The following is a 24,239-nucleotide window of genomic DNA, read 5'->3' on the forward strand; positions in this document are numbered from 1 at the left end:
CAACAGATAAAATGTAAAAATTAATTCTCATTTTTTTTCATGGCATCCCAACCTTGCGCTTTTAGTTCTATGGCTGTTCCGGAGCGACTGATCAGGTATTCACCTTCATTTAATTCGGTCATATGGCCAATCACACTAATATCGGTTAACGACTTAATTTTATCATAATCAGCTTGTTTGATCGTAAAGAGTAATTCATAATCTTCCCCACCACTTAAAGCTGCTATTGTTGGATCCATTTTAAATTCTTCTGCCATGCTGATAGTAGTAATGTCGATAGGAATTTTTTCCTCGTAAATCTGACATCCTAACTTAGAATTCTTGCAAATGTGTTTTATTTCAGAAGCCAATCCATCCGAAATATCGATCATTGAAGTTGGCTTAACACCAAGGGCTTTAAGCGATTTTACAATATCAATTCTAGCCTCAGGTTTTAATTGTCGTTCTAAAATATAATCGTAACCTTCTAGCTCCGGTTGCATATTCGGATCTGCTATAAAGGCTTGTTTTTCTCTTTCAAGTAAAAGCAATCCCATATAGGCTCCACCCAAATCACCACTCACACAAATCAAATCATTTTGATTTGCTGTGTTTCGATAAGTGATGTCTTCAAATTCTACTTCTCCGATTACAGTGATAGCTATAAATAAATTACCGGCACTGGAGGTCGTATCTCCGCCAATCAAGTCAACGCCGTATTTTTCGCAGGCCATGTAAATTCCTGAATACAGCTCTTCGAGTGCTTCAACCGAAAAACGATTTGAAGCAGAAATTCCAACGGTTATTTGTGTTGGCAAACCATTCATTGCAGCAATATCCGAGAAATTAACTACTGCTGCCTTATATCCAAGATGCTTTAATGGAGAATAAGTTAAGTCGAAATGAACCCCTTCGGTGAGCAAATCAGTTGAAATTAACAGATGTGTATCCCCAGCTTTTATTACCGCTGCATCATCACCCACTCCCTTAATGGTGCTTTTGTTCTTTAGTATAATATTCTTGGTTAAATGTTCAATAAGTCCAAATTCACCAAGCTCTGATAATTCGGTACGGCTGGTATTTTGATCAATCATGTTTTATACTTTTGATTGTTTGATTTCAGTAGATTTTTATAAAATTAACATTTTTAAAACGGGCAGCAAAATTATAAATTTAATCAGCACCATTTTTTATTATTCTGGCTTATTTTATTTATCTTTGCAGGCCTATTCTTATTTAAACTTAATACAAATAAGATGAAACATTTATAAGAAATGAGCAAGGAGAAAAACAATATATTGGATGAGGTTACCCAAGGTGAATACAAGTACGGTTTTGTAACTGATATTGAAACAGAAACCGCCATTAAAGGGTTAACCGAAGATACCATCAGGTTTATTTCCAATAAAAAAAATGAACCGGAATTTATGCTTGAGCAAAGGTTGAAAGCATTCCGACATTGGCAAAAAATGAAAGAACCGGATTGGGCGCATTTGAAGTATCCACCCATTAATTACCAAGATATTATTTATTATGCTGCGCCTAAAAAGAAAGCGAGTTTAGAAAGCTTGGATCAGGTTGACCCTGAATTGATCGATACTTTCAATAAATTAGGAATTTCATTGGATGAACAAAAACATTTGTCGGGAGTTGCCGTTGATGCTGTTATCGATAGTGTTTCCGTTAAAACTACTTTTCAGGATACCCTATCAAAACACGGGATCATTTTTTGCTCATTTAGCGAAGCTGTTCAAAATCATCCTGATCTGGTAAAAAAATACATGGGCTCTGTAGTTCCTTACACCGATAATTATTTTGCTGCTTTAAATTCTGCCGTATTTAGCGATGGTTCTTTTTGCTTCATTCCAAAAGGTGTAAGATGCCCGATTGAGCTTTCCACCTATTTCAGGATTAATGCTGCTAATACGGGACAATTTGAACGAACATTGATTGTTGCCGAGGACAATTCATACGTGAGTTATATGGAAGGTTGCACAGCGCCGATGCGAGATGAAAACCAACTTCATGCTGCTATCGTAGAGATCGTTGCAATGGAAAATGCGGAAGTGAAATACTCAACCGTACAAAACTGGTACCCCGGTAATAAAGAAGGTGTTGGGGGGATCTATAATTTTGTGACCAAGCGGGGAATGTGCAAAGGAGCAAATTCAAAAATAGCCTGGACACAAGTTGAAACAGGTTCAGCCATTACCTGGAAATATCCTTCCTGCATATTATTAGGCGATAATTCAGTTGGTGAGTTCTATTCGGTAGCGGTTACCAATAATTATCAGCAAGCAGACACAGGGAGTAAAATGATGCATATCGGTAAAAATACTCGTAGTACCATCATTTCAAAAGGAATTTCGGCAGGGCACAGTAATAACAGTTATCGGGGATTGGTAAAAGTTACCAAGAGAGCAGAAAACGCAAGAAATTTTTCACAATGCGATTCATTGCTTTTAGGAGATAAATGTGGGGCGCATACTTTCCCTTACATTAAAACCGATAATAAATCTTCAATCGTTGAACACGAAGCAACGACCTCGAAAATATCTGATGATCAATTATTTTATTGTAATCAGCGAGGTATTGGAACTGAAAGTGCCATTGGATTGATTGTAAATGGATACGCTAAAGAGGTTTTAAATCAACTTCCGATGGAATTTGCCGTAGAGGCACAAAAATTATTACAAATTACCCTTGAAGGGAGTGTAGGATAATCATAAAATAGATAAAAATGTTATTGAGTATTAAAGATTTACATGTTTCGATAAACGGTAAAGAAATTATTAAAGGCTTAAATCTCGGAATCAATTACGGTGAAACTCACGCGATTATGGGACCCAACGGTACCGGAAAAAGTACCCTGGCTGCTGCCATTACCGGTCGTGAGGGTTATGAAATTACCAAGGGAGAGATTATTTATCAAGGGAAAAGTATTTTGGAAATGGCCCCGGAAGATAGAGCCAAAGAAGGGATCTTTTTAAGTTTTCAATATCCGGTTGAGATTCCGGGAGTTAGCATGACCAATTTCATGCGCACTGCTATAAACTCACACAGGGAATATCAGGGAAAAGAACCCATGCCTGCAGGAGAATTCCTTAAAATGATGGATGAAAAAAAGAAAATGGTCGAGATCAATTCAAAACTCACCAAGCGTTCAGTAAACGAAGGTTTTTCTGGTGGCGAAAAAAAGAAAAACGAAATTTTTCAAATGGCCATGCTTGAGCCTACTTTTTCAATTTTAGATGAAACTGACTCAGGTCTTGATATTGATGCACTGCGGATTGTAGCGAATGGTGTTAATTTGCTCAAGACCCCGCAGAATGCCTTTATGATTATCACCCATTATCAGCGATTACTCGATTATATCGAACCCGATTTTGTTCATGTTTTGTTTGATGGACGAATTGTTAAATCGGGCGGAAAAGGATTGGCATTAGAACTTGAAGAAAAAGGATACGACTGGATTAAGCAGGAAGTTGAACGCTAAAATTTAGACACGAAGGATAATGAATAAACGTGACGAACAAATATTACTGGAAAAAAAATTAGTTGATCTTTATGAAGAAAATAAAGAGACTGCTTTTACCAATGATATAAAAACAGTTTCAGCATGCAGAACAGAGGCCATTAAGCATTTCAAAGAAAAGGGCTTTCCGGTGGTTTCAGAAGAGTTATGGCGGTCAACCGACTTATCAAAAGTTTTGTCTCAGGATTATCATCAATTTCTTAAACCTAAAGAGGAGGGTGTTGATTTAAGCAAACTATTTGTTTGTGATGTTCATGATTTTGATACCGAAATCCTTTCGCTGTTAAATGGTTGGGTTGTAAATGGATTTCGGGAGCTTAAGACTTTACCAAATGGAGTTATCATTGGAAGCTTGTCCGAAGCAATGAAAATTTATCCCGGACTAATTGAAAAATATTATAATAAAAGTGAGCATATAAATGATCATTCAATAACCTCTTTAAATACGGCACTTGCACAAGATGGAGCGTTTATTTTTATTCCGGATGGGATTCGGGTAGAAAAACCTATCCAAATGATTAGTATCATCAACCATAATGAAAACCTGATCGTGCAAAACAGGAATATAGTGGTTTTAGGGAAAAACAGCAGTTTAACTCTGGTTCACTGTGATGATTCGACCAACAAATTACCAAGTTTTAATAATTCGGTAACTGAAGTTTTTGTTGGAGAAAATGCAAATCTCGATCACTATAAACTCCAAAATCTGAACAATAATTCGACCCTCATCAATTCAACATTTATCAAACTTGCTTCGAATGCCAACATTTCAAGCAACGCCATTTCGTTGAATGGTGGTTTGATCCGAAACAATATTTTTGTGGCCTTAAATGGAAAAGGTGCAAATGCCAATGTTTACGGTGTATACTTGATGGACAAAAAGCAGCACATCGATAATTACGTTTTTGTTGATCATAAAGTTTCGGATTGTACAAGTACTGAATTGTTTAAAGGAATATTGGATGATGAAGCGAGTGGCGTATTTAATGGGCATATTTTAGTTCAAAGAGATGCACAACGTACCAATGCCTTCCAAAACAATAAAAATATTTTACTGAAAGATACAGCCACAATCGACACAAAACCATTTTTGGAGATTTATGCCGATGATGTAAAATGTAGTCATGGCGCCACCATTGGACAATTGGATACGGAAGCAATGTTCTATATGCGATCGCGCGGAATAAGTGAAGATAATGCAAGAATGCTGTTAATGTATGCTTTTGCTGCAGAGGTAATTGATAAGATTTCAATTGAGGCTTTGCGTAGCAGAATTGACGATATGGTTAAAAAGCGTTTGCGCGGTGAGCTTTCTGTATGTGAAACTTGCGTATTGCATTGCGGAAGTCCGGAAAAAGAAATCCATTTTGATATTGATTTAAGCAAAATTTAGTAATTTTGTGCTTAAGATGAATCCATTTGATATTCAAAAGATTAGGGCTGACTTCCCAATTCTCAACAGAGAAGTGTACGGTAAGAAATTGGTGTATTTAGATAATGCAGCTACTGCCCAAAAACCCCAAGTTGTAATTGATACAATTGTTGATTATTATACTTGGAACAATTCCAATATACATCGTGGAGTTCATTATTTGAGCCAAATTGCAACATCCGCCTATGAAGATGCAAGGGAAAACATTAGAGTTTATATTAACGCCAAAGAAAAGTACGAGATAATTTTTACGAAAGGAACCACTGATGCCATTAATTTATTGGCTTATTCGTTTGGCGAAAAATTTATCCATGCAGGCGATGAAATCATTATATCCGCACTCGAGCACCATTCCAACTTAGTTCCATGGCAGATTTTATGTCAGCGAAAACAAGCCAAATTACAGATTGTTCCGGTTAATGATAAGGGGGAATTTGTTTTTGAGGAATTTGAAAAGCTTTTGAATTCCAAAACTAAATTAGTGGCCGTTGCTCATATCTCGAATGCGCTGGGGAGCATCAATCCTATAAAAAAAATCATCCAAAAAGCTCATGAACGAAATATTCCGGTGATGATTGACGGTGCCCAAGGCATCGTTCATTCAGCCGTTGATGTTAAGGAATTGGATTGTGATTTTTATGCTTTTTCGGGCCATAAATTGTACGCGCCAATGGGAGTAGGGGTTTTATATGGCAAAGAGCAATTTTTAGAGGAAATGCCACCTTATCAAATGGGAGGCGAGATGGTTGACCAAGTGAGTTATCAGCATACAACCTACAATAGTCTTCCCTTTAAATTTGAAGCCGGAACGCCGAATGTGGAAGCCGTGTTGGGTTTGAGTGCAGCGATCAATTATATAAAAAGTATAGGTATTGAACAAATTTCACGGCATGAAAATGTGTTATTGAAATATGCTACACGAGAGTTGAAAAAGATTGAAGGAATCCGAATCATTGGTGAAGCCGATCAAAAAGCAGGGGTAGTATCATTCTTGATTGGGGAAATCCATCCGTACGATGCAGGAACTATTATTGATCATTTTGGAATCGCTATTCGTACCGGGCATCATTGTGCCCAACCAATTATCGATCATTTTAAAATACCCGGCACCATCCGGGCCTCTTTTGCAATGTATAATAATTTTGATGAAATTGACCTACTAATTAATGCTGTCAAACAAGTTAAAAAAATGTTTGAATAACTAAAAAAATCTAAGCTATGGAGGTAGAAAGCATTCGTATCATAGAAGATCAGATTATTGAAGAATTTACCCATTTTGAAGATTGGATGGACAAATACAATTACATTATTGAAATGGGAAAGGATGTTCCTAAAATCGATCCTGATCTTAAAACTGATAATAATTTAATATCCGGGTGTCAGTCGAAGGTTTGGTTACATGCTGAATATAAAGACGGACGAGTTCTTTTTAGTGCCGATAGCGAGGCGGTAATTACACGTGGGCTTGCTAGTTTATTGATCCGTGTAATGAACAAGCAAACGCCGGAAGATATCCTGAATTCTGATTTCTTTTTTGTGAAGAAATTAGGATTGAAAGAGCATTTATCACCCAATCGTTCAAACGGATTGGTTTCAATGATTAAGCAAATGAAGCTTTACGCTCTGGCATTTCAAACTAAAGTATCTAAATGATTTCTTCATTTTGAAAATAATACTATGGCTAATATTGTTGCAAATTCTGAGCTCGAACAAAAGATAATAGAAGCATTAAAAACCGTTTTTGATCCTGAGGTCCCCGTTAATATTTATGAACTAGGATTGATTTATGAGGTTAATGTGGATGATCAAAAAAATGTTAAAATAGTCATGACTCTGACTGCCCCCAATTGCCCTGTCGCCGAAAGTTTGCCAGTTGAGGTTGAAGAAACGGTAAAAGCGCTTGAAGGCGTTAATGAGGTTGACGTGGTGTTAACTTTTGAGCCATCCTGGGATCAGGATATGATGTCGGAAGAAGCAAAACTTGATTTGGGCTTATTATAATAATTGTTATCCATCCCCTATTATTCATTTAATTCCTGTAATTTTGTACGAGAAGTTACTGACTATGGTAGAATATACTGGTGAGCTATTAAAACATATTGAAAATCCTTCCGATTTACGTGAGTTGAGCGAAGAAAAGCTTCCTCAGCTTTGTGATGAGATAAGGGAGTTTATCATTGAAGCTACTTCAACAAATCCGGGTCATCTGGGTGCAAGTTTAGGGGTAGTTGATCTCACGGTTGCACTTCATTACGCCTATAATACCCCTTACGATCGCTTGATTTGGGATGTGGGTCATCAGGCCTACGCCCATAAAATATTAACCGGACGTAAAGACCTTTTTCACTTGAACCGAAAGTTCAAGGGCATCAGCGGATTCCCGAAAATGAGCGAAAGCGAATTTGATGCTTTTGGGGTTGGGCATTCATCAACTTCAATTTCGGCAGCGTTGGGTATGGCCATTGCATCTAATCTAAAAAAAGACAATAATCGTCAGCATATTGCCGTAATCGGTGATGGATCAATGACGGGTGGAATGGCGATGGAAGCCCTGAATAATGCGGGAGTTTCCGGAACAAATTTGCTTGTTATTTTGAATGATAACGGTATTGCTATTGATAAAAATGTTGGAGCACTGAAAGATTATCTGGTTGATATTGCGACATCGCCTGTTTATAATCGACTTAAAAATTTCATTTGGAAATTATTAGGCAAGGTCACCATTAAATATGGGCCTAATCACCAGCGAATTGCCCAACAAATTGAGAATGCCATCAAAGGATCTATCCTCAGAAGAAGTAATTTATTTGAATCCTTTGGATTTCGTTATTTTGGACCGGTTGACGGGCATGATGTAAAAAGACTGGCACGTCTGTTTGTTGACTTGCAAAATATACCCGGACCGAAGCTTCTTCATATTATTACAAAGAAAGGCAAGGGATTAAAATCGGCAGAAAAGGATCAAACCCTTTATCACGCGCCCGGAGCGTTTGATCGAAAAACAGGTCAAATTGTTCAAACCAAGTGTGCAGAAAAACAAGCTCCTAAATACCAGACCGTATTTGGTAGGACCATTTTGGAATTGGCCGAGAAAAATGAAAAAATTGTTGGTGTCACACCTGCAATGCCAACGGGCTGCTCATTAAATTTAATGATGGAAAAAATGCCTGAAAGGGTTTTTGATGTTGGAATTGCAGAGCAGCATGCCGTTACGTTTTCAGCCGGATTGGCTGCCCAGGGAATGATCCCTTTTTGTAATATCTATTCTACCTTTATGCAAAGAGCTTACGACCAACTCATTCATGATGTGGCTCTGCAAAAATTGCCTGTTGTATTATGCCTGGATCGTGGAGGCTTGGTAGGTGAAGATGGAGCCACTCATCATGGGGCATTTGATTTGGCCTATTTGAGGTCTGTTCCGGAAATGATTGTTTCAGCTCCGATGAATGAGGAAGAGTTAAGAAATTTAATGTTTACGGCACAGCTAAAAAATCATGGGGCATTTTCGATACGATATCCGAGAGGAAGAGGGGTAATGCCTGAATGGAAAACAGCATTTAAAGAAATTGAAATCGGTAAAGGACGAATCATTTCTGAAGGTGAAAAAATAGTTATTATTTCGATCGGGCACATCGGCAATACGGTAATAAAAGCATGTGAAAAACTGTTAGAAGAAAATATCCGGATCGGACATTTTGATATGCGGTTTTTAAAACCGATTGATGAAGAAATGCTTCACCATATTTTAAAAAATTATCAAAAAATTATTACGGTCGAAGACGGGACCATTATTGGTGGGTTGGGTAGTGCAGTAGTCGAATTTATGTCCGATCATCATTATCAGGCACCTGTTAAACGATTGGGAATCCCAGATAGGTTTATTGAGCAGGGAAGCATTGCAGAACTAAGCAAAGAATGCGGATTTGATGCAGAAGGGATTTATCAGGAAGTTAAACGGATGTAGTGAAACTACTTGCTTTACTTATAATTTTTTGTGAATATCTCTGAATCATTACGATTTGATAAAGTTCTTGAAAAATTCCTGCAGATTAATAATATCAAATAAATGCAGAGAAGTCAGGATTATGACGAATATGATCACCCATCTTACAAAATTCACTCCTTTTTTCACGGCTAGTTTTGAAGCAAGCAGGGCCCCAATAAAAGAGCCAATGGTCAACATTAGGCCATAGGCCCAGTTTACCTGATCGTTCATGATAAAAATGACCAGTGTAAAGGGAGTATAAAGAAGAACTATTAATACCTTAATGGCATTGGTTTTCACCAAATCGTACCCAACTCCTAAAACCACCCCTGCGATTAAAAGATAGCCAACTCCAATTTGGATAAATCCTCCGTACAATCCAATCCCAAAGAAAATTATTATTTGCCAGATGCTTATTTTTTTTTCAGTAAGTTCTTTTCTTCCATGAAGAAACTTTTTTGGATCGATTAGCATAAATACCATCATCATCAACATGATCACGGCAATGGCTCTTTCGAATATTTCTTCGTTGATATCCACTGCAATCCATGCACCTATCAATGATCCAATTACAGCAGGAATACCTAAGAGCAAACCTTTTTTGGTTTCGAGCACTTTTTGCCTTTTGAAACTTGCAACCGAAGCAATATTTTGTGCCAGAATTCCGATCCGGTTCGTTCCGTTCGCAACATTAGCCGGCAAACCCATCAGCATTAACAGAGGAAGGGAAATAATGGATCCGCCTCCCGCGAGGGTATTGATAAATCCTACAAAAACTCCTGCAACGATCAGGATCATGATTTCATACGTGTTCATCTGAACTTAACTCAATTATTGATAAACTTTTGCGATACTTACTTTTTTCCCAAAAATGCGGATCACAATATACAATGCTAAAATTCCTGCAGGAAATAGCAACCATAAAGATATTCCAAAGGCAGCAGGTAACGTGCCAATTAATACCGAAACCAAACCAACCGATAATGCATAAGGTAATTGGGTTCTAACATGATCGATATGATTACAATTACTGGCCAAGGAGCTAAGTATGGTAGTATCTGAAATGGGAGAGCAGTGATCACCTAAAACAGATCCTGCCAGTACTGCAGATACTACATTGTGGAATATCGACATACTCACATCATAGCTTAATCCGTATTCACCGGCTAGAAGCCAGGAAGCCGGTAATAATAAAGGATATAAAATGGCCATGGTTCCCCATGAAGATCCGGTTGAGAAGGATACAAGCGCTGCAAGTATAAATGTTATTGCAGGAATCAAATAGGGTGAAATAGACATTGCCAACATGCTTTGAGAAATAAAATCAGCAGTATGTAAATGTTCGGTCACCATCGCAATTGACCAGGCCAAAACCAAAATAACAACTGCAGTCAACATGGTGCGAAATCCATTAATCAGGCTATCGATACTGTCTTTTAAACTGAGAATCCGCTGCCCAAGTGTGAGCGCAAAAGCAACCAAAACACTTGAAATTGATGCCCATAATAAAGCCTGATAAGAATCGGCATTGCCAATAATGGTAGATATTTTTTTGGTTAAACCAATAGTTGTATCATTCCAAACGGCTTCATCCCAACCCGTATAGGCGAGTCCTGCAAAGGTTCCGAAAATGATCACTAAAACAGGGATAACTGCATTGTACCATCGTGCTTTTATGGCATCTGAAATCTCTAGGTCATTAGAAAATTCCTGATTTAATTTTTGTTCTGTGATACCTACTGTTCTTGCTCGTCGCTCAGCTTTGAGCATCGGGCCGTAATCTACCTTTCGGTAGATCAGTATTAAAATAAAAATTAAGGTAAAAATAGGATAAAATGAATAGGTCAATGAATTAAGGAATACATTATAAGCACTTTCGTCCAGATTGAGCGTATCGATCCCATTTTGGATATAACTTATTTCTGCACCGATCCAGGTGGTAATAAAAGCAATGGCCGCAACAGGGGCCGCGGTTGAGTCGACAATATATGCCAGCTTTTCTCTTGAAACCCTGAGCTTATCCGTAACCGGACGCATGGTATTCCCCACTACAAGCGTATTGGCATAATCGTCAAAAAAAATGGCAACACCCATAATCCATGTAACCAGTTGACCTGATCGGGGACTCCTGGCATATCTTGATAAAATATTTACAACCCCTTTCATTCCTCCGTTTTTGGTAATCAGATTTACCATACCGCCAATCAGCAATGAGAAAATGATGATTGATAAATGCCCACGATCACTAAGCGTTGTAATAAGATAAGTGTCGATGAAAGAAAAAATGCCTTGAAAAATGGCAATAAACAAATTACTGCCCTGATAAAAATAGATGATGGTTGTTCCAAAAAGTATTCCAATGAATAAAGATGAATAAACTTCACGGATCCATAAGGCCATCAAAATGGCGATTAAAGGCGGAAATATTGACATCCAAAGTGGAATGGGCGAATTGGTTTTCGAATAATCAAAACTTCCAATCTGAATATAGGTTGTTTCCTTTTTGATGTATTTGTAGGGGATATGGATCACTCCATCTTTTAATGCTGCTTCAACCGATTTTCCATTCAATAAGATTTTGGGGAAATCATCATTTTGCATTAATCCCTGTATTTCGGGAGAGGGAATAATCTCAATTTCAATATTAACATTCTGAACGATGATCGATGGAAAGTTTACCTTAAAATCAGTTTCTTTGAATTGATAATCGGCTGCTATTTGAGAAAACGACAATTTTACAAATAAAACGAAAAAGACGAAGAGAAGATTTTTTTTTAGCACAGATATATTTTTTTGCCGTAAAAATAAGGATTTAATCCAAAGCACAAAATGAAATAGATGAAGAGTTGGAAGTAATAGATATACTCAGGTGAAATTTTGTTTTTGTTGATCATATAAAGTAATACAATAGAAATACATTGTACTACAATTGAAAGATATTCAATTTTCAAATTGCCACACTTTCAAATTTTCAAATTATCTTATTGCCCATCGTATTTTTCAATATCCTCACTAAAATAATCCAGTTTAATTCCAACTTCTTTAAACATTTCTTCCGATTCGGTAGCGGAGTGATATCTTTTTTCACAAACCACCCTTACGATGCCACAATTGATAATGAGCATGGCACAGGTACGGCAAGGGGTCATTCGGCAATAGAGGGTCGAGCCTTCGAGTGCGATGCCCAATTTAGCAGCCTGACAAATTGCATTTTGTTCAGCATGAACGGTACGAACGCAATGTTGGGTCACTGTCCCGTCTTCATGATGAAGTTTTTTAAATAAATGGCCGACTTCATCACAATGATGCAGGCCTCTTGGCGAACCTACATAACCGGTCACGAGCATTTGTCGGTTGCGAACTATTACACAGCCGCTTCTTCCTCGGTCGCAGGTTGCGCGTTTCGAAACTGCATCGGCCATCCCGATAAAATATTCATCCCAGCTGGGTCGTTTATGCGTATTATTCGGTTTGCTCATATTCCTTTAATTATAGAATGTTCAACATGATTTGATCTACTTGCTCATACAATTGAGTGATGTCCCTATCATTAGTCAGTACAAAATCAGCCAACTCAATACAGCGTTTTAGGTTTTGTTTGTTCGGATCATCCGATTCAAATTCTCTTTTTTCATTTTGAAGAAAAGTTTCATATGAAATGTGATCGGTTTCCGATTTTCTGAGTTTGATGCGATCAAATCGAATCTTGCTTTCTGCATCAATTGCCAATAAATAGAAGTTTTTCTTTTTTCTTAAAGAGGTAATTTCACCTTCGGTACGGATGCTTTCAATAATACAATTAGCGCCTATTTCAATAGCCTGATTGTATAACTGATCAATGACATAGGATGGAGAATTGGCAGCTCTCAACTCGTTGGCAACACTGGTCATCGAATCGCGGTTAATTTCCAACTTTCGACGTTTGATTTCTTCAATTAAAAAACCACGAACCGAATAATGGCTAAATCCTTTTTCGTTTTCCAGATAATCTACGATAGTTCCTTTTCCTGCACCTAAAGTGCCTGTTATGCCGATTATGATCATGTGGTAAATTTAGTGAAAAGAAATCTGAAGATGTGACATACGTAGAAATTATTATTCAGACATTATTCGTTTGACATTCAGTGGACATACAATAGTCATACGTTGTAATACATAGTAATACGATTGTTGAGGTAGCTTTTAACAATGAAACAATCGAACAATGAGACACGTTAACACATAATCACGCGAACACCCATACACATCTTTCAGTAAATTGACATTCAGTAGACATACAATAGTCATAGGTTGAAATACATGGTAATACGATTGTGAATAGGAAATTTTAACAATGAAACACATTAACACTTAAACACGTTAACACACAAACACGTTAGTAATGGAACAGTATCGAAACATAGTTCACAACTTCATCAGAAGAATGAACCTCCCCCGAATGTCCTCGCTTTAACAAAGTGAGTTTTGGATTTTCTAAAGTCAGTTTAGCATATTCGATTAGGCTCAAAATAGGGCCAAAACCACAAACTGAAATGTTTTTCGAATTTACCTGCGCTTCAACCCCTTTTGAATTGAGCTTGTAAATTTCTTTTAATACGTAATCATCCATCTCCTTTCCTCTCTCGGGACTTAGAAAATGCGAAAAATCAGAAGAGGCAATAAAGAAAACATTTTTGCCACTTTGTTTAACTGATTTAAAAATGGCTGAGGCAATCAGTTTGGCATTTGATAAATTTTGTACCGACATGGTGATGGGGACTATCTTAAAATCATAACCCAACACATATTTCAAAAATGGCAGCATCACTTCGGCAGCATGCTCGTACAAATGTGCTGCTTCCGACTTCGGGAATCCTAAAGAATCCATTAAATCCAAATCAAGATTTACATTGCCAAAAGGAGTTTCCCAGACTTCATTTTCATCGACTGCAATTGGCGGTCCAAATCCCCTATGATTTGGGTTGATGATAAAAAAAGTATCCGGTTTGGATGGCAGGTTTCTTAATATTTCAAATACATGAATAGCCTGGTAACCTGAATAAATAAACCCTGCATGAGGAACAATGGCCCCGATTGGATTTGCTTTTGCTAGTGCATAGTCGATGTTTTTTTCTTCAGCAGCGAGGATCTTTTTGTACAAGTTAATTATTTCTTGTTGAGTGGCAGGATAAAACCTGCCTGAGTGTGCAGCTTTCCTGATTTTCATGACGAATAATATTTAAGGATTTGTTGACCGCAATGCGCACAATTTCCTGATTTATCAAGGTGTTCAATCTTTGTGATATAACCTGAGCGGGAAATTAGCGGAGCATTACAATTAGGGCAAAGGGTATTTTGTCCTTCTAAAGTTTTCATGTTACCAAGATAAACATATTGAAGTTTACGACGGGCAATTTCATAAAGCGTTTCAAGTTTTAATTCAGGAGTAGGAAGATTTTTAATTTTGAACATCGGGAAATAACGTGAGATATGAAGCACGGTATCCTCACCAATTTCCTCCGCAATCCAATCAACCATTTCTTTAAACTTTTCTTCATCATCGTTTAATCCCGGGATGACCAAGTTGGTCAACTCAATATGCTTACCTGCATCTTTAATTTGTTTAATGCTTTTTAAAACAGGAGCTAACCTGGAGGAAGTGAGATTTTTATAAAATTCTTCGGTAAATCCTTTTAGGTCGATACTAAAAGCATCCACAAACCCAATCAGCTTGCTTAGTGGATCAGGGTTAATAAATCCATTACTAACAAATACATTTTTTAATCCATTTTGATGAGCCAATCGTGAAGTTTCAAGCACAAATTCGTACCAAATAATGGGCTCGTTATAGGTATAGGCCAATCCAATATTTTCAGGGTTTTCAATTGCCATTTGCACTATTTCTTCAGAAGTATAATTTTTTAAAAAAGCAAATTCATCAACCGTAACCTGTGAAATTTCATAATTCTGACAGAATTTACATTTCAAATTGCAACCAACGCTACCAATCGAAAGGATTTTTTTGCCGGGGTAAAAATGATAAAGGGGTTTTTTTTCGATGGGATCCGTAGAGATTGCACTGAGCTTTTCATAGTTTTCGGAAAATAAATCCCCTCCAATATTTTTACGCACCAAACAGATTCCTGATTTACCATCGTCGATCAGGCAATGATGGGGGCAGAGATTACATCTTACATTCTTTTGCCCCAACTTTTCGAAGAAAACTGCTTTTTTCATGAGTCAGATTTTAGATGCCAGACACAAGACACAAGACTTGTTTGCGATTCGTTAGTCAAGATTTAATAATTCATTTTTAATAAACTAGTAACCAGCAACCAGAAACCAGTATCAAGACACAAGAATTGATAATGTCATAAAGATCAAAAATAATCAATCTAAGCGCTTTCCTCTTTTATTTCACTGATCCAGTGTGTCATTTTAACCGGTTCAAATCCTTTCAGCTTTTCCATGAGAGAGTCAATTTGATCACTCACCATTAAATTATTGCGGTGTTCGGCACGAATAAATCCCCGGTCGACTGCATGATCAAGAAATTTTAACAGATGATCGAAGAACCCATCCACATTTAAAATTCCAATGGGTTTATCGTGAACGCGTAATTGAGTCATTACCATCATCTCAAATAATTCGTCCAAAGTTCCTACTCCTCCCGGAAATGCTATAAATGCATCCGAAATTTCAGCCAATAATATTTTTCTTTCCTGCATCGAATTAACCACATGAAGCTTGCTCAGCTTGGTATGCCCAACCTCGATATCGATTAAAAATTGAGGGATCACACCAACTACCCTTCCACCATTTGCAAGCATGGTATCAGCCAAAATACTCATAATCCCAACGTTTGACCCACCATAGGTAAGCTCAATATCATTGGCACAAAAATACAGTGCCAGTTTTTTGGCTTCTTCTTTAAAAACTTCCCGATTCCCCATTGATGAACCACAAAATACGCTCACACTTTTCATCGACAATTTTCTTATTTTTGTTAATTAAACCAAAGTTAGCAAAATGAATACGAAATCGTTATACCCGCTAAAATTTAATTCAATTTATAAAGATAAAATTTGGGGAGGTCAGAAGATTAAAACAGTGATGGGAATGGATTTTTCACCCCTTATTAACTGTGGGGAAGCCTGGGTATTATCTGGTGTAGAAGGGGATCAAAGTGTGGTTGTTAACGGATTTTTAGCCGAGAACGAGCTCAATGAACTGGTTGAAATTTACATGGGTGAATTGGTTGGTGAAAAGAATTATGAAGAGTTTGGCGATCAGTTTCCGATCCTGGTTAAAATCATCGATTCAAACGACTGGCTCTCCATTCAGGTGCATCCCGATGATGAGTTGGCCATAAAAAGAGGCCTGGATAGGGGGAAGACAGAAATGTGGTATTTATTGGATGCCGAAAAAAATGCCGAAATTATTTTGGGCTTTAATAAGGAAATCAAAAAGAATGATTATCAGGAACTGCTCAATGATAAAAAATTAAAATCGGTATTAAATGCTGAAAAAGTGAAAGCCGGGGATGTTTTTTATGTGCCTGCAGGCAGGGTACATGCTATTGGCCCGGGTATCCTTTTAGCAGAAATTCAACAAACCTCCGATACCACTTACCGCATTTATGATTGGGATCGAATTGGTGTGGATGGCCTCATGCGGGAATTGCACATTGATGAAGCCCTGGATGCCATCGATTTTAAAGTTCAAAAGAATTATAAAACCGAATATTCAGTAGAAAAAAACAAGACTTCAAAAGTAGTGAAGAGTAAGTACTTCACTACAAATTTGATAGATATGGATGTTCCGTTAAGCAAGGATTACAGCGTACTTGATTCGTTTGTCATTTATTTGTGCGTTGAAGGCAGTTATGTATTATTGTTTGGAGACGAAAGACTTACTGCGCGAAAAGGGGAAACGATACTGATTCCGGCTATCATGAATGAGGTTAAAATAATTCCGGCCCCAAAAGCAAAGATTTTGGAGGTCTATATCGCATGACATAATTTTTGGACTTGTTAATCGGTCTTTAATTATTTCTTTTTTCGTATAATTAGAATCGATTTTATTAAAAAATCTTTAAATGAAATAATAGGATTAGCATATATTTGAATACTGATAACATTCCAAAACAGACATAAATGATTCAAAAGATTATATTATCGCCTTTTCAAAAATTTGTTAAGATTGAAAGTTTTAGTGGTATATTGTTATTGATTGCTACTATCATTGCAATGCTTTGGGCAAACTCGCCTTTCGGCGAATCATATCAATCGCTTTGGCAATATAAAATTGGATTTTCTACCCAAAACTTCGAACTAAGTAAACCATTATTGCTTTGGGTAAATGATGGATTGATGGCCATTTTCTTTTTCTTAATTGGCCTGGAAATAAAAAGGGAATTTTTAATTGGAGAATTAAACTCGGTTAAAAAGGTTGCTTTCCCTCTCTTTGGGGCACTTGGAGGAATGTTGTTTCCGGTTTTAATGTTTTTTGTGCTAAATAATAAGGTTGAAACAAGCGTAGGATGGGGAATTCCGATGGCTACAGATATTGCTTTTTCACTGGCGGTTCTGAAAGTTTTAGGTGATAGGGTTCCACTCAGCCTTAAATTATTTCTGACCGCATTTGCCATAGTGGACGATATTGGAGCTGTTTTGGTTATTGCAGTTTTTTATAGCGGAAACGTTAGCATTGCTTTACTTTTCGTGGCGATGGTATTATTGGGGATTTTATACTTTTTATCTCTTAAAGGATATTATTCAAAATTCCTGATTATTATTTTTGGGATCGCAATTTGGGTACTATTCTTAAAATCAGGCATTCATCCAACAATTGCCGGGATCTTATTAGCCTTCTCAGTTCCTGTCAGGCAAAAAATTGATACACCAACCTTTATTGATAAATTGGTGACAATAACCAATAATATTAAAAAAGCCGCTGTTTCGAAAAAACCAATTTTATGTAAGGAACAAATAGAACAAATTGATGATCTGGAAGACTGGACCAACAGATATCAATCTCCTCTGCAACATTTAGAGCATAAATTGCACGATTGGGTTGCCTATTTTATTATTCCCGTTTTTGCACTCGCTAATGCAGGAGTGTTCATCAGTAGGGGAGTTGAAATTGATGAAAACTTAATATGGACTATAATTTTATGTTTGGTTTTGGGTAAAAGTATAGGTATTTCATCAGTTATTTTGATTACTAAAAAAATCAGATTAGTTGAGATTCCGGAAGAAATAACGCACCGGCATATTATTGGCGTTTCTTTTTTGGCTGGTATTGGGTTTACGATGGCCATATTTATTGCAAGTTTGGCCTTTGAAAGCAACCCAATATATATCGATTCAGCTAAAATTGGGATTCTTATCGGGTCATTAATTTCAGCAATAATTGGGTATATTATTTTAAGAACCACTGGCAAAAAATCATTCAGAAATGCTAATAAAAACAGTGCAATACAGAGCGAGGACGATTATCTTGGCATTCCGTGTAGCCAAAAAAATAAAGGATAATCACATGAAGAAATTATGTCTAATTGTTTTTGTCTTTTTCATAGCAAATTGGACAATTGCACAGCAGATTACAGATACAAACTATCATCCTAATATCCTAAACCCTGTTTATGAAATAGGAAAAGGACCGATCATATTTATCGACGAGGGTCATTATAATTTCCATACAAAAGAAGGCAGATATAAATCCTTCGCGAACTTTGTGGAAAAGGATGGCTATGTAGTAACGGAATATATGGGTGAGTTTAATGAGAATGAATTATTGAAAGGAAAAATCCTTGTTATTTCAAACGCGATCAACCAAATTAATGAACAGAATTGGTATGTACCGACCCCTTCGGCATTTACAAAGACAGAAATAGAAACAGTTAAAAATTGGATTAGTGAAGGTGGAAGTTTATTTTTAATTGCCGACCACATGCCTTTTGGTGGTGCGGCAACCGACTTAGCTGTAGCATTCGGGTTTGAATTTTCAAACGGATTTGTAATGGATACCTTATCTCCCGGTCCGGCTTTTTTTAATCTGAAAGAAGGGACCCTTTTTGAAAGCATTATTACCAAAGGCAGGAATCATGAGGAACGTGTAGAACAGATTGCAACGTTTACCGGCCAGGGTTTCAAAATGCCCGGTGATGCTGTCCCCATTTTAATTTTTAATGAGAAATATGTGAACATGATTCCTGATTCTGCATGGGTATTTGAAGCGAAGACCCCCAGGATTAATGCCAAAGGACTTGCACAGGGAGCCTTTAAAAAGTATGGAAAAGGAAAAGTTGTGGCATTTGGCGAAGCCGCCATGTTTTCTGCTCAACTCGCAGGACCACAAAAAATAAGAGTTGGAATGAATGGCGATATGGCTCCTGAAAATCACCAACTATTATTAAATATCATTCATTGGCTGGATGGGAAACTTGAGTAGTTAAGCTCGTTTTTCTTAACCTAATTTGATATTTAGGTATTGTTGTGAAATTCGACGGGTTGGAATCCATGTAGCAAGTATGCCAATGATAAATACGGTAAAAAACACGTAAACAAAATCTGTCCATTGCAAAATCACGGGATAGGAATTCACGATGAATGCTCCATTGGCATCTCCCAAACCAACAAGCCCGAATTGCATTTGCATCACACAAATGAGGGTGCCTAAAATCAATCCACTGAGGGCACCTATCATTGAAATTAAACTTCCTTCAAATAAAAAAATTCTTCGGATCAATTGATTGTTCGCACCCATACTTTGCAGCACGGCAATGTCTTTTTTCTTGTCGAGGATGAGCATGCTCAATGACCCGATTACATTAAAAGTGGCGATGAGCAGAATGAAAGTCAAAATCAGAAAAATGGCCCACTTTTCCGATTTCATGATTTTATAAAGCAATTCCTGCTGTTCGAAACGATTTTTTACCTTAAAATCGGGGCCTAAAAGGCTTTTAATCTTGGATTGAACTTGATCTGAATTTGCTCCTTCACCAAGCCCGATTTCAAGATAACTGATCTCATCATCATATTCCAAAATTTCTTTCACAAATGTGAACGGGGCAAAAATATATTTTGAATCAAAATTCTGTTCAACCATAAATACGCCCGAAACCAGAATGTTTTGGCGACTAAAATCCTGTTCGGGATTGAGGTTAAATCCTTTGCTTTTTCGGGGTGCTAGAATACTGATGGCCTCTTCTTCCAGTTTTATTCTAAAATCCAGAAAATAAGCCACCCCGGATCCGATAATAGCATAATTTAATCCTCCCTGCTTAAGTTTAAATTCCCCGTCAACCATACAGGAATCCAAACCCGACATATCCGTATAATGTTCGGGAACTCCCTTGATATTTGCAAAATGTTGCTTATCTCCACTTTGAATTAAAACATTTTCTTCAATTACTTCCATAAAAAAATCTACCCCATCAAGGATCTTAATTTCGGCGGATGGGAATTGCGAAAGTTTGATGGTTTTTCCTTCGCTAGGGGTGATCACCAAATCGGGATTGAAATTATTAAAGAGTGAAATCACAAGACCTTCAAAGCCATTAAAGACCGACAAAATAATGATGAGGGCCATGGTGCCAATGGTAATCCCTGCAACAGAAATCCCGGAAATAATATTGATGATATTATGCGATTTCTTTGAGACTAAATAACGTTTAGCTATGTAAAACGAAAAATTCAAAAATTAAGGGGTTTTTAGTAAATTTTCGATGTTCTCGATATAATCGAGCGAATCGTCGATATGAAACTGCAATTCAGGTACTACTCGCAATTGATTTTTGATTCGTCCTGCCAGTTTGTGCCGCGTTTCTTTTTTATGTTCTTTTATTTTCTCCAATATTTCCGAGTTATCAGCCCCCGGCGAAAAAATACTCACAAATGTTTTGGCAAATGAAAGATCGGGACTAACCGTAACTTTCGTAACGGTGATCATTGCTCCGGAGTAATGTGCCTTACTGTCATATTGTAAAATTTCCCCCAGATCCTTCTGAAGCAATTTCGAAATTCGATTCTGTCGTTTTGATTCCATAATGCAAAAATACTACATTTCAGTAAAGATAAACAAAGTAGAAAGAACGCCTATATGGCATTTTAATTATATTTGCATTTAATGAAGAATCTAATCAAAATATTAAGATATATAATTCCTTATTGGGGTAAAGCCTTGCTAAATATAGGATTCAATATTTTAGCCATTCTGTTTTCTTTAGCTTCGTTCACTTTATTTATTCCGGTTTTAAATATTCTTTTTAAAACAGCCGATCTTTCTGAAAAAGGTGCTGAAATTGCTGAAGATAAAGTTCCAGTTGAAATTATTGAAATCGTTAGTTATAATTTCAATTCACTGAAGGAGTATTTTAATTCGGTTAAGGAATATCTTTACTATCAGATAGAAATGTTAATCGTGAAGCAGGGAGAGATGCAGGTGTTGCTCTATATTTGTATCTTGATAGTAGTGCTTTTCTTTCTCAGAAATCTGTTCCGTTACCTCGCTTTGTTTTATTTAGCCCCAATACGTAGTAATGTTGTAAGGGATATCAGAAATAAATTGTATCGCAAAATATTGATTCTTCCACTCTCATACTATAGCGAGCAAAGAAAGGGAGATATTATTTCTCGTATGACAGCTGATGTTCAGGAAGTTGAAGTATCAATTATGAGTTCATTGGAGATGATGTTTCGTGATCCGATCAATATCATCGTTTATTTAATTGCCCTAATGGTAATCAATGCGCCACTTACCTTATTTGTGTTGGTTTTATTTCCAATCAGTGGTTTTATTATTGGCAGGATTGGCAAAAGTCTGAAAAGATCATCTGTGAAGGGGCAGAAACAGTTAGGAGTACTCCTGTCGATCATCGAAGAAACCATTTCAGGTTTAAGGATCATCAAAGCATTTAATGCCATCAATCTCAGTGATAATAATTTTAAAACTTCCGATCAGTATTATACCCGAACAATGATACGTTTATACCGTAAACGTGATTTGGCTTCACCAATAAGTGAGTTTTTATCCTCTATCGTGATGGTCATCGTATTATGGTATGGAGGCCGACTGGTTCTCAGTCCTGAAACCGAGCTCGATGCGGCTATGTTCATGACTTATTTGATCATTTTTTCTCAACTAATGCCTCCTGCCAAATCAATGACTACAGCTATTTATAATATTCAGAAAGGGGGAGCTTCCGTGGAGCGGATCCATGAAGTATTAGATGCCGAAGAAGTCATCGTGGAAATCGAAAATCCAAAAACAATCAGTGAATTTAAATCGGCAGTTGAATATAAAGATGTCAGTTTTTCTTACGACAAAACTGTCGTTCTTAAAAATATTTCTTTAAAACTTGAAAAAGGAAAAACCATTGCGCTGGTTGGACCTTCAGGCGGTGGAAAATCTACATTTGTTGATTTATTGCCCCGCTTTTACGATTGTGTCTCAGGTGAAATATTAATTGACGGCACCTGTTTAAAAGAATTTAAAATCGACGATGTCAGAGGACTCATGGGAATAGTTTCGCAGGAGACCATCCTTTTCAATGATACGGTGATGGGAAATATTACCATGGGTATCGAAAATGTAAATGAAGATGATGTGATTGCTGCTGCAAAAGTAGCCAATGCGCATGAATTCATTTCAAAAATGGAGAATGGATACCATACAAATATTGGTGATCGGGGTGTAAAACTCTCCGGGGGTCAGCGACAGCGAATTAGCATTGCGAGGGCCGTTTTGAAGAATCCACCAATTCTTATTTTGGATGAAGCCACCTCGGCACTTGACACAGAATCTGAACGTTTGGTTCAGGATGCGCTCTTGAAACTCATGCAAAACCGTACTTCCATCGTTATTGCGCATCGTCTGTCTACCATTCAATTTGCCGATGAAATTGTTGTGATCAGTAAAGGGGAGATTGTTGAAAGAGGAAAACATGCCGAATTATTGGCGCTAGGTGGAGTTTACAAAAGGTTGTTCGACCTGCAATCTTTTGCCTGATTAATCTGGTTTAATCTTCAATTGTTTATAAGTGTACAAACGCAAATTTGTTTAGGAATGTGCAAATTATGTAATTTTACCACCTCATATTTTATTATATGGAATTATTAAAAGAGAAAATAAAAAAGATCGCATCTGATTATAAGGATGAATTAATAAAAATCAGGAGGCATTTACATGCCAATCCTGAATTATCAAATCAAGAGTATAAAACAGCTGAATATATTGCAGATAAGCTTAGAAATTTAGGAATAGAGGTTCAGACAGGAATTTTTAATACAGGCCTGGTTGCGATTATTAAAGGCAAAAACCCGTACAAAAAAGTGATTGCCCTGCGTGCCGATATTGATGCATTGCCTATTCACGAAAAAAATGATCTTCCTTATAAATCTTTAAACCCCGGAGTGATGCATGCTTGTGGGCATGATGTTCATTCTTCTTCATTAATTGGAACAGCTAAAATTTTAAATGATTTAAAAGGTGAATTTGAAGGTACGGTTAAACTAATTTTCCAACCTGCCGAAGAAAAAATTCCGGGTGGGGCTAAGCCGATGATTGAAGCTGGAGTCCTAAAAAATCCCCGACCAGAGTTTATGTTTGGGCAGCATGTTTACCCCGATTTAGAAGCAGGTAAAATAGGAATCAGAGCTGGTAAATATATGGCCTCGGCCGATGAAATTAATATTACGGTTAAAGGCAAAGGTGGTCATGGAGCTATCCCTTATGCTTTGATCGATCCGGTACTTATCGCCTCTCAAATTGTTGTAGCGATGCAACAAATCGTAAGCAGAAATGCACATTTTAATGTTCCAACAGTTTTATCTTTTGGGCGCTTTATTGCCGATGGAGCTTATAATGTGATCCCTAATGAAGTAACACTTAAAGGTACTTTCAGAACCTTTGATGAAGATTGGCGTGCATTGGCACATCAAAAAATAGAAACTATGGCCAAATCTATCGCTCAGGCCTATGGGGGAGATTGTGAAGTATTTATCGACAAAGGATATCCTTTTTTGGTAAATGATGAGGCTTTGACAGGCAGAAGTTTTAATTACGCCAAAGAATATTTGGGAGAAGAAAATGTTGTTGAGCTGGATTTAAGAATGACTGCTGAAGACTTTGCTTATTTTGCTCGGGCAGTGCCAAGTTGTTTCTATCGTCTGGGAGTGAAAAATGATGCAAAAGGAATAAATTCCGGTTTGCATACTTCAACTTTCAATGTTGATGAATCAAGCCTGGAAGTAGGAATGGGCCTGATGGCCTGGTTTGCAATAAGCGAGCTGATGCATTAATTTGAAAAATTCTGTAATAAAATA

At 37.1% G+C, this 24,239-nt stretch carries 22 protein-coding genes; 12 read left to right on the forward strand and 10 right to left on the reverse strand.

From position 1 onward, the window contains the following. Positions 1-20: 20 nt before the first annotated feature. Positions 21-1,073 (reverse strand): thiamine-phosphate kinase, encoded by a 1,053-nt coding sequence (thiL, locus tag KKG99_01470; protein MBU1011649.1) that lies wholly within the window; start codon positions 1,071-1,073, stop codon positions 21-23. Positions 1,074-1,253: 180 nt separating this feature from the next. Here thiL and sufB point away from each other — a divergent pair, with 180 nt between their 5' ends. From sufB to dxs, 7 genes are all read left to right on the forward strand, one after another. Further along, positions 1,254-2,702 carry a Fe-S cluster assembly protein SufB gene (gene sufB / locus KKG99_01475; GenBank protein ID MBU1011650.1) on the forward strand — a complete coding sequence of 483 codons (1,449 nt, stop codon included), beginning with the start codon at positions 1,254-1,256 and terminating at the stop codon, positions 2,700-2,702. Between the two features lie 17 nt (positions 2,703-2,719). Then, positions 2,720-3,475, forward strand: a complete 756-nt coding sequence (gene sufC / locus KKG99_01480) for a Fe-S cluster assembly ATPase SufC (protein ID MBU1011651.1) — start codon at positions 2,720-2,722, stop codon at positions 3,473-3,475. Positions 3,476-3,494: 19 nt separating this feature from the next. Beyond that, positions 3,495-4,907 (forward strand): Fe-S cluster assembly protein SufD, encoded by a 1,413-nt coding sequence (sufD, locus tag KKG99_01485; GenBank protein ID MBU1011652.1) that lies wholly within the window; start codon positions 3,495-3,497, stop codon positions 4,905-4,907. A gap of 16 nt (positions 4,908-4,923) precedes the next feature. Further along, complete coding sequence (locus tag KKG99_01490; protein MBU1011653.1) at positions 4,924-6,147, forward strand: cysteine desulfurase; 1,224 nt, start codon at positions 4,924-4,926, stop codon at positions 6,145-6,147. A 17-nt stretch (positions 6,148-6,164) separates the two neighbouring features. Beyond that, entirely contained in the window at positions 6,165-6,599 is a 435-nt protein-coding gene (locus tag KKG99_01495) for a SufE family protein (protein MBU1011654.1), read from the forward strand. A gap of 24 nt (positions 6,600-6,623) precedes the next feature. Then, positions 6,624-6,947, forward strand: a complete 324-nt coding sequence (locus tag KKG99_01500; protein ID MBU1011655.1) for an SUF system Fe-S cluster assembly protein — start codon at positions 6,624-6,626, stop codon at positions 6,945-6,947. 64 nt (positions 6,948-7,011) lie between these two features. Next, positions 7,012-8,910, forward strand: a complete 1,899-nt coding sequence (dxs, locus tag KKG99_01505) for a 1-deoxy-D-xylulose-5-phosphate synthase (GenBank protein ID MBU1011656.1) — start codon at positions 7,012-7,014, stop codon at positions 8,908-8,910. A 48-nt stretch (positions 8,911-8,958) separates the two neighbouring features. Here the strand turns inward: dxs and KKG99_01510 are convergent, their stop codons facing one another. The 7 genes from KKG99_01510 to KKG99_01540 all read right to left on the reverse strand — a co-directional run bounded on the left by KKG99_01510 (position 8,959) and on the right by KKG99_01540 (position 15,896). After that, positions 8,959-9,747, reverse strand: a complete 789-nt coding sequence (locus KKG99_01510) for a sulfite exporter TauE/SafE family protein (protein MBU1011657.1) — start codon at positions 9,745-9,747, stop codon at positions 8,959-8,961. Positions 9,748-9,762: 15 nt separating this feature from the next. Next, positions 9,763-11,712 (reverse strand): Na+/H+ antiporter NhaC family protein, encoded by a 1,950-nt coding sequence (locus tag KKG99_01515; GenBank protein MBU1011658.1) that lies wholly within the window; start codon positions 11,710-11,712, stop codon positions 9,763-9,765. 200 nt (positions 11,713-11,912) lie between these two features. Continuing rightward, positions 11,913-12,410 (reverse strand): cytidine/deoxycytidylate deaminase family protein, encoded by a 498-nt coding sequence (locus tag KKG99_01520; GenBank protein MBU1011659.1) that lies wholly within the window; start codon positions 12,408-12,410, stop codon positions 11,913-11,915. 10 nt (positions 12,411-12,420) lie between these two features. After that, on the reverse strand, positions 12,421-12,975 hold the full coding sequence (locus KKG99_01525; GenBank protein ID MBU1011660.1) for an AAA family ATPase: 555 nt from the start codon (positions 12,973-12,975) through the stop codon (positions 12,421-12,423). A gap of 331 nt (positions 12,976-13,306) precedes the next feature. Further along, complete coding sequence (gene amrB / locus KKG99_01530) at positions 13,307-14,137, reverse strand: AmmeMemoRadiSam system protein B (GenBank protein MBU1011661.1); 831 nt, start codon at positions 14,135-14,137, stop codon at positions 13,307-13,309. Then, positions 14,134-15,147 (reverse strand): AmmeMemoRadiSam system radical SAM enzyme, encoded by a 1,014-nt coding sequence (gene amrS / locus KKG99_01535; GenBank protein ID MBU1011662.1) that lies wholly within the window; start codon positions 15,145-15,147, stop codon positions 14,134-14,136. The genes amrB and amrS overlap by 4 nt, the downstream gene beginning before the upstream one ends. Positions 15,148-15,305: 158 nt before the next feature. Then, positions 15,306-15,896, reverse strand: coding sequence for a TIGR00730 family Rossman fold protein (locus tag KKG99_01540; GenBank protein ID MBU1011663.1), 591 nt, complete (start codon positions 15,894-15,896; stop codon positions 15,306-15,308). A gap of 43 nt (positions 15,897-15,939) precedes the next feature. Here KKG99_01540 and KKG99_01545 point away from each other — a divergent pair, with 43 nt between their 5' ends. The 3 genes from KKG99_01545 to KKG99_01555 all read left to right on the forward strand — a co-directional run bounded on the left by KKG99_01545 (position 15,940) and on the right by KKG99_01555 (position 19,365). After that, positions 15,940-16,926 carry a class I mannose-6-phosphate isomerase gene (locus KKG99_01545; GenBank protein MBU1011664.1) on the forward strand — a complete coding sequence of 329 codons (987 nt, stop codon included), beginning with the start codon at positions 15,940-15,942 and terminating at the stop codon, positions 16,924-16,926. Positions 16,927-17,066: 140 nt separating this feature from the next. Next, complete coding sequence (gene nhaA, locus KKG99_01550; GenBank protein MBU1011665.1) at positions 17,067-18,446, forward strand: Na+/H+ antiporter NhaA; 1,380 nt, start codon at positions 17,067-17,069, stop codon at positions 18,444-18,446. 4 nt (positions 18,447-18,450) lie between these two features. After that, on the forward strand, positions 18,451-19,365 hold the full coding sequence (locus KKG99_01555) for a hypothetical protein (GenBank protein MBU1011666.1): 915 nt from the start codon (positions 18,451-18,453) through the stop codon (positions 19,363-19,365). Between the two features lie 15 nt (positions 19,366-19,380). On the opposite strand, the gene KKG99_01560 is transcribed toward KKG99_01555, so the two are convergent. Beyond that, positions 19,381-20,613 carry an FtsX-like permease family protein gene (locus KKG99_01560; GenBank protein MBU1011667.1) on the reverse strand — a complete coding sequence of 411 codons (1,233 nt, stop codon included), beginning with the start codon at positions 20,611-20,613 and terminating at the stop codon, positions 19,381-19,383. Positions 20,614-20,616: 3 nt separating this feature from the next. Next, entirely contained in the window at positions 20,617-20,961 is a 345-nt protein-coding gene (gene rbfA / locus KKG99_01565) for a 30S ribosome-binding factor RbfA (protein ID MBU1011668.1), read from the reverse strand. An 81-nt stretch (positions 20,962-21,042) separates the two neighbouring features. On the opposite strand from rbfA, the gene KKG99_01570 reads away from it, so the two are divergent. Together KKG99_01570 and KKG99_01575 are read left to right on the forward strand one after the other, a co-directional pair. Beyond that, a complete protein-coding gene (locus tag KKG99_01570) occupies positions 21,043-22,923 on the forward strand; it encodes an ABC transporter ATP-binding protein/permease (protein MBU1011669.1) in 1,881 nt (626 codons plus the stop codon). Between the two features lie 98 nt (positions 22,924-23,021). After that, positions 23,022-24,215 carry an amidohydrolase gene (locus KKG99_01575; GenBank protein ID MBU1011670.1) on the forward strand — a complete coding sequence of 398 codons (1,194 nt, stop codon included), beginning with the start codon at positions 23,022-23,024 and terminating at the stop codon, positions 24,213-24,215. Positions 24,216-24,239: the final 24 nt, after the last annotated feature.

Source organism: Bacteroidota bacterium (assembly GCA_018816945.1).
Classification (GTDB): domain Bacteria; phylum Bacteroidota; class Bacteroidia; order Bacteroidales.